The sequence below is a fragment of the Humiphilus diazotrophicus genome, from assembly GCF_059726315.1.
The window spans coordinates 1,476,870-1,489,475 of sequence record NZ_AP040870.1; the positions used below are offsets into that span (position 1 = coordinate 1,476,870).

The 12,606-nt window shown below is 51.1% G+C and carries 7 protein-coding genes; 3 read left to right on the forward strand and 4 right to left on the reverse strand.

The window, feature by feature from the left end:
- Positions 1-2: 2 nt before the first annotated feature.
- The 3 genes from AC6I7T_RS07355 (at position 3) to AC6I7T_RS07365 (ending at position 4,341) form a co-directional block, all read left to right on the forward strand.
- Positions 3-1,559, forward strand: a complete 1,557-nt coding sequence (locus AC6I7T_RS07355; RefSeq protein ID WP_497792700.1) for an NAD(P)/FAD-dependent oxidoreductase — start codon at positions 3-5, stop codon at positions 1,557-1,559.
- 164 nt (positions 1,560-1,723) lie between these two features.
- A complete protein-coding gene (locus tag AC6I7T_RS07360) occupies positions 1,724-3,142 on the forward strand; it encodes a UDP-glucose dehydrogenase family protein (protein ID WP_497792701.1) in 1,419 nt (472 codons plus the stop codon).
- A 239-nt stretch (positions 3,143-3,381) separates the two neighbouring features.
- The gene (locus AC6I7T_RS07365; protein WP_497792702.1) at positions 3,382-4,341 is read left to right on the forward strand and encodes a UDP-glucuronic acid decarboxylase family protein; all 960 of its coding nucleotides are present in this window, start codon (positions 3,382-3,384) and stop codon (positions 4,339-4,341) included.
- 53 nt (positions 4,342-4,394) lie between these two features.
- Here the strand turns inward: AC6I7T_RS07365 and AC6I7T_RS07370 are convergent, their stop codons facing one another.
- The 4 genes from AC6I7T_RS07370 to AC6I7T_RS07385 all read right to left on the reverse strand — a co-directional run bounded on the left by AC6I7T_RS07370 (position 4,395) and on the right by AC6I7T_RS07385 (position 12,602).
- Positions 4,395-7,805 carry a TonB-dependent receptor gene (locus AC6I7T_RS07370; RefSeq protein ID WP_497792703.1) on the reverse strand — a complete coding sequence of 1,137 codons (3,411 nt, stop codon included), beginning with the start codon at positions 7,803-7,805 and terminating at the stop codon, positions 4,395-4,397.
- A gap of 386 nt (positions 7,806-8,191) precedes the next feature.
- A complete protein-coding gene (locus tag AC6I7T_RS07375; protein WP_497792704.1) occupies positions 8,192-10,279 on the reverse strand; it encodes a glycoside hydrolase family 20 zincin-like fold domain-containing protein in 2,088 nt (695 codons plus the stop codon).
- Positions 10,280-10,550: 271 nt separating this feature from the next.
- Entirely contained in the window at positions 10,551-10,766 is a 216-nt protein-coding gene (locus tag AC6I7T_RS07380; RefSeq protein WP_497792705.1) for a hypothetical protein, read from the reverse strand.
- Positions 10,767-10,781: 15 nt separating this feature from the next.
- Positions 10,782-12,602 carry a sodium:solute symporter family protein gene (locus AC6I7T_RS07385; RefSeq protein WP_497792706.1) on the reverse strand — a complete coding sequence of 607 codons (1,821 nt, stop codon included), beginning with the start codon at positions 12,600-12,602 and terminating at the stop codon, positions 10,782-10,784.
- Positions 12,603-12,606 lie beyond the last annotated feature (4 nt).

Genomic DNA, 12,606 nt, shown 5'->3' on the forward strand with positions numbered 1-12,606 from the left:
TGATGAGAAAGACAGCAGTAATTATTGGTGCGGGCCCGGCTGGACTCACGGCAGCACTGGAACTTCTTCGGCGGACGGATATCACTCCAGTTGTTCTGGAAGCGACAGATGAAATCGGCGGCATCTCCCGCACAATTCGCTACAAAGGCAACCGGATGGATATCGGCGGCCACCGCTTCTTCTCGAAATCGGATCGCGTTATGAATTGGTGGTTGGACTTAATGCCGCCGGAAGAAGCCTCCGAAGCGCGCATCTCCTATCAGAACCAGAACCGGGACCTTCCTTCAGGAAATAGCCCGGTCGAAGATGCCAACCGGGTCATGCTGGTCCGCCCCCGTAAAAGCCGAATCTATTATCTGCGCAGATTCTTTGATTATCCGGTTCGTCTCAGTATCGATACCCTTCGGAAGCTTGGCTTCAAACGCACGATCAAGATCGGTGTCAGCTATCTTTATTCGCATCTGCACCAGATCAAGCCGGAAAAAAATCTCGAAGACTTTATGATCAATCGCTTCGGGCGCCAGCTTTATCTGACCTTCTTCAAGTCCTACACCGAGAAGGTATGGGGAGTCCCCTGTGACCAGATCAGTGCCGAGTGGGGCGCACAGCGGATCAAAGGACTATCTCTTTCGAGCGCGATCCTGCACTTCCTAAAAAGCAGTCTGCACAGCAAGAAGCAGGACATCTCGCAAAAAGATACTGAGACATCTCTGATCGAACAGTTCCTCTATCCGAAGTATGGGCCTGGCCAGCTATGGGAATACGTCTCTGAGCTTGTACGCCAGAAGGGTGGCCAGTTGCATATGGGATGGACGGTAACCGGACTCCATGCCGAAGGAGACCGAATCGTCAGCGTTCAGGCAATGCACACCAATGGAGAAACACGCACTTTCCCGGCGGACTACATCTTTTCCACCATGCCGATCCGAGATCTGATTCGCGCTCTCGACAGCCCTGTTCCGGAAGATGTCCGTTTCGTCAGCGAAGGCCTTCAATACCGCGATTTTGTGACCGTCGGCCTGCTGGCCAACAAACTGAAGGTGCGCGATGTTGATGGCACGGCCTTGAAAGATACCTGGATTTACGTACAAGAGCCGGAAGTATCCCTGGGAAGACTACAGATCTTCAACAACTGGAGCCCGTACATGGTCGCCGATCCATCCAAGACCTGGATCGGACTCGAATACTTCTGTTATGAAACCGATCCTCTCTGGAATATGAAAGACGAGGAGATTTTTCAATATGCCGTCAACGAAGTAGAGAAAATCGGCATCTTACAAAAGGCCGATGTTATTGATGGCCATGTGGTTCGGGTCCCAAAAACCTACCCAGCCTACTTTGGTACGTATGACCGTTTTCCCGTAATCCGTGAATACGTCGATCGCTTTCAAAACCTGTACCTGGTAGGCCGCAATGGCATGCACAAGTACAACAATCAAGATCACTCCATGCTGACCGCAATGACGGCTGTGGATAACATCGCTGCAGGCATTACCGACAAGTCAAATCTCTGGGAGATCAATACCGAACAGGAATACCATGAGGAGAAAAAGGAATAGGCATCTATCCCTGCTCGAAAGAGTTAATAGAGAGTCATCACTGCACGTCCACAGCTTGACCAGAAGACTATTTGCTTATTGGTAAATGCTCCGATAGGCTAAGGTAACCGCTTAGTAATCCAGCGCAATACCAAATTCAGAATGGCTAGCGAGGATCCTGCATCATGAACAAGTCTGTTTCTATCTGTGTAGTCGGTTCGGGATACGTCGGTTTGGTTGCCGCCGTATGTTTTGCGGAGATTGGGCACCGCGTGATTTGCGTCGATAACGACGAAACAAAGGTGGCCAATCTTCAGCAGGGTCGGGTCCCAATCTTTGAAGAACATCTTCCCGAATTGCTCGCCAGGAACCTGAGCAAAGGCGTACAGTTCACCACAGATATCTCCTCAGCCGTCAGCCAGTCAGAAGCAATCTTCATTGCCGTCGGGACACCTCAAAGTGCCACGGGCAGCGCCGATCTCTCTTATGTCGAAGCTGTTGTCAGTGAAATTGCTCGCAGTATCAACGCCTACAAAGTCATCGTCGAAAAGAGCACCGTTCCTGTCTACACGAATGAATGGATTCGACGCGTCTTCCAGCGCCATGGGGTCTCCCGGCAGATGGTCGATGTAGTCTCCAACCCCGAATTCCTTCGGGAAGGAACTGCTGTCCGCGACTTTTTGCATCCCGACCGCATTGTCGTCGGTGCGGATACGGAAGCTTCGACAGCGCTGCTGCGCCGTATTTATGCACCGCTGACCAGCGGAAGCTATTACGGACGCGCGGACGCATTGCCCGGCCCGTTGAGCGTTTCCAACCCAGCACCAATCCTGTTCACCTCAGCCCAAAGCGCCGAGATCATCAAACACGCCTCCAATGCATTCCTGGCCTTGAAAATCTCCTTCATCAATGCGGTTGCAAATCTCTGCGAGGCCGTAGATGCAGACGTGAAGGATGTAGCAAGGGGCATGGGTATGGACAGCAGGATCGGCCCACAATTTCTACGTGCCGGGGTCGGTTACGGTGGCTCTTGCTTCCCCAAAGATCTAGCCGCATTTCGTTGGGTGGCACAGCAGCAAGGTATCGATTTTCAGCTCTTGGCTGAGGTCGAAAAGATCAATGATCGCCAGAAACAGGCATTCTTCAATAAGGTCCGCTCCACGCTTTGGACGCTACGCGGCAAACATCTTGGAGCTCTGGGGCTGGCTTTTAAAGGAGATACCGACGACATTCGCGAATCACCGGCGCTGGACATCATCCAAATGCTGCTCGATGCCGGAGCGAAAATTACAGCCTATGACCCAGCCGCAGTAGAAAAGACGAAGCAGGTTCTACCTCCGACCACAGCGCTCAGCTATGCGGATAGTGCCTATACTGCAGCCGATGACGTAGATGCTCTGCTCATCCTCACCGACTGGTCAGAATTCGCATCTCTGGACCTAAAGAAGCTGGAATCGGTGATGAAGTTCCCGATCATCATTGACGGTCGTAATCTATACGAACCGAACTACATGCTGGAGCAGGGATTCACCTATGTCAGTATGGGCCGGGCGGCTGCCTTCCCATCGGCCGAAGGCACATTACGAAAAGCAATGGTGATCTAGCAGAAAACCGGGAAGTACCTCCAGGCCACGGTATCCGTTTATGCGGATACCGTTAGCGGAAATCTTGCTTCAAACCATCTATGGCATTTCTGATAGCGTTCCGAATTCCGCAATGCTGACAAAAAGAATTGTGTTCTTTGACAGGATGCAGCGCAAATCCCTGTTGCTTCGATGTACACCTTTGGGAGAAATGCTTTAGCCTGTTCATCAGCAATAGAGATCAGGGGGAAAGCTACATAATGACTCGTGCTCTGGTGACCGGAGCTGCAGGATTTCTTGGCTCTCATTTGACAGACGCGCTACTCGCCGCCGGCCACACTGTCATCGGAATCGACAATCTTAGTACCGGTGACCCAAGAAATCTTGAGCACCTGCGCCATGAGACCCGTTTTACCTTCCTGGAGCATGACATCATTCAACCTGTCGATTGCGGACGGGTCGACTACATCTTCAACTTTGCCTCTCCTGCAAGCCCTCCGGAATACCACCGGCTCGGAATCGAGACACTCCGGGTCGGCTCGGAAGGAACACGCAATATGCTGGAACTTGCCGTCCGCTATGGGGCCAGATTCCTGCATGCATCGACCTCCGAGTGCTATGGCGATCCTGATATTCATCCGCAGCCGGAAACTTACTGGGGAAATGTGAACCCAGTAGGACCCAGATCTGTCTACGACGAATCCAAGCGTTTCGCTGAAGCGCTGATCATGGCATATCACCGGTATCACCAGGTCGACAGCCGAATAGTTCGAATCTTTAACACCTATGGACCAAGATTGAGTGCCGGAGATGGGCGGGTTATTTCCAACTTCCTGATGCAGGCACTCCGTGGGGAGCCGCTTACGATTTATGGGGATGGGTCGCAGACACGCAGCTTCTGCTACGTATCCGATCTCATCGCTGGCATCCTAAGCCTCTCGAATTTGCAGGAACACTTCCCTGTCAATATAGGGAATCCTGACGAATGGACGATTCTGGAGTGCGCACGTGCAGTCCAGGAGGTTACAGGCTCTCCCAGTACCATCCTGCATCATCCTCTTCCCGAGGACGACCCGGTGCGACGCCGTCCGGACATTACCAAAGCCAAGACACTGTTGGGATGGGAACCGAAGATCGGACTCAAAGAAGGACTGAGTCTCTCGCTTGAATATTTTCGCGAGGCGTTGAACCAGGAAAAAACCAGCGCTCCCGTTCTGTAGAAGCTGACCTGGCGGCCACCGGTTCCAATGGCCGCCAGGTCAGCTAGTCTAGTTTAGAAATCCAACTTTGCTCCAAATTGCATAATGCGAGCATCTCGAAATCCTGTTACCTGCCCATAGGTCGAGCTGGTTGTAGCCGTCGAAACAGAATCGAAGTTGGCATGGTTGAAGGTATTAAAGGTTTCGGCGCGGAACTGCATCGACGCATCTCCCTTGACCTTGAAGGTTTTGTAGAGAGAAAGATCCCAGCGCTGCCAGCCTGGCCCGCGAACTACGCCTCTGCCCTCATTACCAGCAAGAGCGCCTCCTGTCGGGACAGTCTGGAATGCAGAGGTATTGAACCACTGAGTTCTCTTGTGAATTCCCGTACCGATATTCGGATTACCGACCTGATTTGGTCTGGCACCGGCCACACTGGCATTGTCGAGCAGACCAAGTCCTGCAGGATCGGCGCTGGTTGTCACTGTTAACGGCAACCCGGAATTCACATAAACAACTCCGGCCAATTGCCACCCGCCAAACGCCTGGCCCTTCAAACCCGCTTGGGAGCGGTAAAACGGAAGCTGATAGACAAAATCGGCATTCAACATATTTCGGCGATCATACTGGGCAAGACCATATTCGCCTTTGATGTTGTAGATGTTCTGCACTGCTGTGCTTCGATCCGATTGATTGTTGGTAAGTGCCTTTGACCAGGTATAGTTCACATCGACAAGCGAGCCGTCATGGAATCGTTTCTGAAGTGACACCTGCAAGGAATGATAGTTCGAGGTAAACCAAGGTTCGACAGCGTTGATTGCGTCCCATCCCTTATAGGGGCGGACCTGATTCAACAATGCCGTATTGGAAGTCGTAATCGAAGTGAGCCCTAAGGTCCGGTATGCTCCTGGCAGCGGCTGATTCAGATCTACGATGCCGATCAGGTGAGTACCTCTCGATCCAACAAAAGCAGTGTCCAAAATCAAGCTGGGAGCCAGCTGCTGCTGCAGATCCAAACTGAACTGCTGCGCATAGGGCGTATTTCCCTGATATGGAGTAGCACGTAAAGCCTTGGGTAAGGAACTTACAGAGACAGTCCCGGAAAGAGGGCTCGACAAGCTTGCGCTATTGATGGTCACAGTTTGCACATAGGGAGGATTCTGGAAGATATTCTGTTCGAAATCTCCCACGAGCGAGGCATCGAACGCAATACCATAGCCTCCACGTAAGGCAGTCTTGCCATTTCCATAAACATCCCAGCCGAAACCGACACGAGGCGCAAAGTTCTTATATGCATTTGGAGCAGCATGTGTCCCATACTTAGCGCCGCTCGTTCCGGCGAGTATGAGCCCATTCAGCGCGTTGTAATTAGCATTTGGCAGCCCGCCTCCAGCACAAGGCGCGGTTGTACAGATCTTGCCGGTATTGTCGATGGTTGGCGCAGCCGCAGCCGAAAAGAGTTGAGGGTTAAAGTTCGTCAGCATCTTGTTCTGATCTTCCGGCTGCTGGAAGAACGAGTAACGCACACCTGCATTCACTGTCAGGCGAGGAGTCATCTTCCAATCGTCCTGGATATATCCCTCCCATTGGCTGGTTGTGATATCCGGAGTGAGGTCAGACGAAGCCTGAGTAAACGCCGCATTTTGCCCCAGGAGGAACCAGGCAAATGCCTGATAGAAGGAATTTGTTCCCGCGGGAACACCGGTATTGGAGAAAGTGAAGCTTCCCGCATTTGCAGAAGCGTTATTCTCTGCTTTCTCGTAGTGGTGATAACTCAGTCCAAAGCGCAGAGAGTGGCGTCCGATAATTTTCGAGACGTTCACAAACGGGTTGTGATCGCGGCTGTAATCACGGTAAGGACCGTAGGTAGTGAGGAAAGTCGCTCCCGAATTGAACCTGATCGTAGGAATGCGAGGAAGAACAGAGGTGTAAGGCAGAGTTGGCTTTACATCCGGAGAACTTGCCGTGGACATCAAGCCGACGGGATCGCTCAGAATCGCACCGTAAGAATACGCATATCCGCCATCAATGAGGAAATTGGGAGAGATAGTCCAAAGGAAGTGGCCGAGATAATTCTTACCCGGAGCGTCTGTCTTCGTGGTATTCACACCAGGAAATCCAGAGGCATTTGTAAACAAGCCATTCGGCTCTATCGTTGGAATATCATCTTCGATCACACGGAAAAACACACTTAACTTCGTTCCGAAATTTTGATCCAGACGACCTACCTCTTGGGTCTCATCGTAAGAGTTCCGGACAGTAGTAAGAAGAGTCGTGCCGGTACTATCTCCGGAGTAATTCCCTGTTGGAACATGGCTATAGATATCTTTCAAATAGGCCTGAGCCGTTGGATCGATATTAGTAATCGTCTGCGATTGTTGCGCACATTTACTTCCATCAGCAGTCATCTGCACACAAACAGCAACAGGGAAAATACCTGCCCTCATATTTGCCGTCGGATCGCCTTGTAAATTCAGGGAACTGTAGGTGATCACCCGCCGATATTCTTGCGAGAAAAAGAAGAAAGTTTTATTCCGTCCATCATAGACCTTTGGCAACCATACTGGTCCCCCAAAGGTGTATCCAAAATTGTTATACCGAAGAGGAGGCCTTTTCGTGCCATTCAGCTTATTTAGATAGTTGTTTGCTGCAAAAACATCGTTGCGGTTGAACTCATGCAAATTACCGTGAAAGGCATTTGCGCCACTCTTGGTCACAACATTTACCTGCCCGCTGGCACTCTGCCCGAATTCGGCGCTATAAGTGTTGCGGAGAGTTCTGAACTCTGCAATTGCATCGATATTGGGATATATCAATAGCGTGTAATTCGAGCCACGATCGACATTCGAAGCTCCATCCACCGTCCAGTTGTTTGCGCTGCTACGCTGTCCGTTAACAGAGAAAGCAACTACGTTTGTCTGACCGGAAGGATTTGACAGGCCAATGTAGAGTTGATCGCCACCTCCGTATGCAACTCCAGGCTGCAGAGCGACTAACTGCTCATAATTCCGGTTATTGAGAGGAAGACCTACGATCTGAGTGGAATTGATCAAAGTCCCGGCAGTCGGTGAATCTGTATTGATCTGCAGCGCACTTGCGCTAACGCTAACAGTCTCGGCCTCGCTCCCAACTTGCAGGCTGAATGGAATTGCGAGGTTGTCATTGACATTGAGCTTGATGGAATGAACAGTGCTCTTCTTGAAGCCTTGAGCTTCGACACTGACAGAATAATTGCCGATCTGTAATTGCGGAGCAACATAGTATCCGCTTTCATCGGTCTTCAGAGTTCGAACCTGACGGCTTTGATCATCGTTCACAATGGTTACGGTTGCATTCTGGACCACGGCCCCGGAAGCATCCAGAACTGTGCCGTGAATGGTACCTGTGATGTTCTGTGCCGATAATTCAGAGACTAAGCAACAAAGTAACAGGCTAGTACAGAGAGTAAACAATAGACCTTTGATGTGTTTTTGTAGTGCGTTCACTTCTTTCCTCCGAAAAGATGTGTCACGCGCGAGAGTTGCAGGGACTAAAGTATTTAGGTTCCAGCATGGCCCCCGGGAGCCATGAGGTGTGCCATTCTCTTCACCCTACTTTGTCGACAGCAGACAAAGTAGAAAATCTTGGTGCTTTGATGGAATGGCTAAGCGGATATCAGTTCTTGCTCTATACCACAACCTAAAACGCCTAAGGCTGCTCGCGCGAGATGATATGCGAATCCTGTACCACAACGGGGTACTTTCTACCTGATCTAGAGAGCTTCAGGCAACAGGAGTTTCTTCTTGTTATTCGATAGGTTAACAGAGAAAAGATTGAAGGGCTGCAAGTCCTTGCTTGCAGCCCTTCAGCTCAACGTGTTTGTAGATGTTTACTACTCTTTGACTGCAGGAAGGCCTAACTCCTCCGGAGCCGGAAGAGGCTTCTTGGCCAACCATTTTTGACGTGCGCTTTCAAAGCGATCGCCCCGGGAGATCCATTGTTCGACAGCCAGATCATACCGGGCCATCACATTGTTCAACCAATAAGGACGATTCTCACGTAACCATATATCGCGATATTCATCTTTCAGATAGCTCAACGCATCGCGAAGGTCCTGGCACCGGCCATTTACGCCACTAATGATCCAGATTTCGCGGGCAATATCGCGCCGCGCGTCTGCATCACCCTGTTGCGCATAGACCTTGCGATAGGACTTGTTGATCATGTCTGCAATCTGAAAGTTCAGCCCGATAAAGTCCAGCCGCCTTGCCCCCAGGTCCATTGCATCGACGGCATCTTTCTCGCGCAGGGATGGATTACGGCGAGCATCTGCAATCAAAATCAAAGCTTGCTCGGCATGCAGGCGCAATTCACCGGCAACCGGCAACAGCTTTGCCGATGTTTCAACACCGTCAGTGCTCCAGGGATCCATCCAGAACAAACGGTCCCGTCCATCCTCCAGACCCACACGTTCCAATACCTGGTGCGCCTTGATGATTTCCTGCTGTGCCTGATTCAGGGCATCGCTGGAATCGCCGTGGAAGACAGGCCCATAGTTCTTTGCATATTGGTCGATATCACTCTTCCCCTGCTGCCATGAGGCTGCAGCGCCAAAGAGTACTCCATACCAATCTTCATGGAACAAGCCCTCGCCATCGTCATTCCAGATCGTATTGAGGACACCAGTCGAACCAAAGTGTTGGCCATCTGCAATGAAGCCTTGGATATTTCTCAGCGCTATATCGTTATTAGGATAGACACGATTCCAATTATTGACACCCGGAGCTACCCAGGTTTCCATCCCGGCATCAAGGAAGGGTCGGAGCCAGCGTTCAAAGCCATCTTTCTCCGGAGAGTAGGTCCAGGCAACGGCAATCATATCTTTGGGCAGAGTCTTTACCAGTGCGGGCTCGTGCATGGCAACATCTCCCCAGAAGAGCAACCGGCGATGCAGGGGAGCAAGCTCTGTATGAATGTTTTTGAGAAAATCCAGATAAACGGCACCTAACCCACGGGCCTTCACATCCGGTGCGGTTCTGCCTCTCCCCAAGTCGAAGGTCTCATCGGCACCAATATGCAGCATAGGAGAGGGAAAAACCTCTCCCAACTCATAAAACCACTGATGGATTAGCTTCAGCGAACCATTCGCACCGGGGGCCAGGACAGCACCTTGTGGCGACTCGGCCACATCGGCGTATTTCTCAAAAGTAAGTACATGGTGAAGATGTCCAAAAGCTTCCTGCTCGGGAATAACCATCACATGATACTGCTCAGCATAGCGGACCAGTTCTTTGGCGTCTTCCGCAGTCATAGCTCCGCCCGGAAGGCCCGGCAACGGATTCTGTTGATATGCAAAAGTGTTCTCGAAATAGGGAGAATAGACATTGACCTTGTACGCTGCCAGAGTGCGGATCTGCCGTTTCTGAAACTCCAGCGTAGGCAGAGGGCCACGCGATAAATCGTCGTGCAGTCCTCGATGCTTCATGGCAGGCCAATCGCGCACTTTAGCCTTGTGCAATACAGCGCCTTCGCCATCGCCGGTGATCAGTTGCTTCAAAGTTTGAACCCCGTAGAACAAACCGGGAGCGGTGGCAGCGATGACATATATATCGTGCTGTGAGGAAAGAATCACATATCCTTCCTCCTTCATGGATGGAGCGAATTCCACACCCTGAGCAAGCAGCAGCTTATGAGCCAAAGGGCTCGCTTCTCGCAAGAGATGGATGGTGGGTTTCCCCGTTCCACTGGAAACAACATGGATACTCCGTTCTTCCAGTGTTTTGATGAAGTCCTTAGCAGCAAACTTGTCCGAAGAATCCGTACTAGACACAGAGACACTTAAGCCACGAGAGAGTGACTCCACGCCCAAATCCACATAATCGCGAGGCTGAGGAATTAAGGGAACAGCAGCAGACAAAGAAAGGGATGAGATCCCGATCAACATTAAGACAGCAACTGGAGAAAATTTGCGTATCCGCATGATTGCGCTCCATTGTTGCACAAACGCGGATTCATTTCTTCTCTTATGGGTTACTAAAAGGTGAAGTGAAGCGGGATCAGAGCAGGCTTCTATATCTGAGAACCGGGTAATATTTCGAAACTGAGCTCTGCCCTGCTACCAGTACTGCAATATCCATCGATCTGGCCAACCCCTCAAAAGGCGTAGCCCGCATAACAAAAATGATCTAAAACGAGACAAGCTCCCAACCCAGCGGTTGAGAGCTTGTCACATTCAGGACTACAAATCGTAATTACCTTTCGCGTGCCAGACGCTTCTCCCGTGCCCGGCCCAGAAGGAACATAGTAAGACCGAAGACTAAAAGCACCGCGCCCCAAATCACGTTGACATTCATCCCCAAAGATTTGGTGTAAATGGCACTGCCATTCGTGAACAAACCAAAGATCAGTAGGATCAGGCCTACCAAGGAGAACATCAGGCCCATCGGAATACGTAGATCCAGTTGCATTTTCTCTATTTCTCCTTAGGCAAAGATGACGTTCAAGGCTACGACCAGAATCAACAAAACAATGGCCAAGGTCGAAGGCTTCTGATACCAGGCCAAGTGATGTTCCACCGGCTTTGGGGTCAACGAATAGACGAGTCCAACCAGTTCCTTCTCCGGTCTTGCCTTGGTCATCAAGCTCACAACAATTGTGACGATGAAATTAGTTCCGAAAGCCCAGATGGCAGTCCAGAAGTTCTGCGCCATATCGCTAGGATAATTATGGAGCACGGTAATCCAGCCGCCATGCAGTCCCGGATGTGCTTCCATCGGCAAAGTAAATCCGTGATGAAAGATAGCCGCAATTGTTCCGGAAACCAGTCCGATAAAGGCCCCATGCCCAGTGCTTCGCTTCCAGAACATCCCCAGCAGGAAGGTAGCAAATAGAGGAGCATTTACGAAGGAGAACACCAACTGCAAGGTGTCCATGATGTTGTTGAACGAGGTCGCCGCATAAGCCGTGGCCATGGAAAGCAAAATGCCCCCTACAGTGGCCCACCTCCCCATCAGGAGATAATGACGGTCGGTCGCATGCTTATTGATGTACCCCTGGTAAAGATCGTAGGTCCATACAGTATTGAATGCCGTCACATTGCCCGCCATTCCGGACATAAAGCTTGCCAGCAATGCCGTAAGCCCAAGACCGAGGATTCCAGTCGGGAAGTAGAACAGCAACATATTCGGAATCGCTAGATCGTAATCGAGCAATGCATGACCGGAGCGGTCATGCATTACTTTGCCGCTTACAGGATCAACCTTTGCTGGAATCAGGCCCTTCCCTTCCGATCCCTGCCCTTGAATTGTCTGAGCACCAGCTACTTGAGAACCACTGACCACTTGTGCCGTCGGCTGTTGGTGCGGAGTCGGAACAGCAATGGCAATCAAACCGGGCAAGATCACCAGGAAGGGGAAAAACATCTTTGGAATGGCAGCTACTAGAGGAACCTTGCGGGCAGACTCTTCACTCTCGGCAGCCATAGCCGTCTGCACAACCAGAAAGTCTGTGCACCAGTAGCCGAATGACAGTACAAATCCCAAGCCCATCGCCAGCCCAAATACTTCGACTCCGAGCGGATTTGTCGAAGCATGCGCCATCCCTCGCCAGGAGTGCATATAGGACTCAGGCAAGGCGTGCTTCAGACCAGCCCATCCACCTACATTCTTCAATCCGATCCAGACGAGGGGTAAAAACCCGGCAACGATAAGAAAGAACTGCAGCACCTCGTTGTAGATCGCACTGGTCAAGCCGCCAAGGAAGATATAGGCCAGAACGATAATGGCAGAAATGATGATGGCGAAATGGAAGATCCACCCAAGCGGCAGCCCCAGGCTCAGGAACAGACCATCGAACACATGCAAGGTCTGAATCAGGCGGGCCATGGCATACATGGAAATGCCGGAAGAAAAGACCGTCATCACGGCAAAGGAGCAAGCATTCAGTGCTCGTGTCTTTTCGTCGAAGCGCAGGCGGAGGAATTCAGGAACGGAGCGGGCCTTCGACCCATAGTAGAACGGCATCATGAAGATGCCGATGAAAAGCATGGCCGGAATTGCACCGATCCAATAGAAGTGGCTGGTTGCGATGCCATATTTGGCGCCCGAAGCCCCCATGCCGATAACTTCCTGGGCTCCAAGATTGGCGCTGATGAAGGCTAAACCGCAGATCCATGCAGGCAGTGATCGTCCCGCCTGAAAAAAGTCTGTGCTTGTCTTCATGTAACGCTTCAGGGCAAAACCGATGCCCAGAACGAACACGAAGTAAAGCAGCATGATAATCCAGTCAATAATTGTCAGGTTCACCCGC

What these genes read in the sequence shown, in the direction of transcription:
- AC6I7T_RS07355 (WP_497792700.1), top strand. Translation starts at nt 3, where the DNA reads ATGAGAAAGACAGCAGTAATTATTGGTGCGGGCCCGGCTGGACTCACG.
- AC6I7T_RS07360 (WP_497792701.1), top strand. Translation starts at nt 1,724, where the DNA reads ATGAACAAGTCTGTTTCTATCTGTGTAGTCGGTTCGGGATACGTCGGT.
- AC6I7T_RS07365 (WP_497792702.1), top strand. Translation starts at nt 3,382, where the DNA reads ATGACTCGTGCTCTGGTGACCGGAGCTGCAGGATTTCTTGGCTCTCAT.
- AC6I7T_RS07375 (WP_497792704.1), bottom strand. Translation starts at nt 10,279, where the DNA reads ATGCGGATACGCAAATTTTCTCCAGTTGCTGTCTTAATGTTGATCGGG.
- AC6I7T_RS07380 (WP_497792705.1), bottom strand. Translation starts at nt 10,766, where the DNA reads ATGCAACTGGATCTACGTATTCCGATGGGCCTGATGTTCTCCTTGGTA.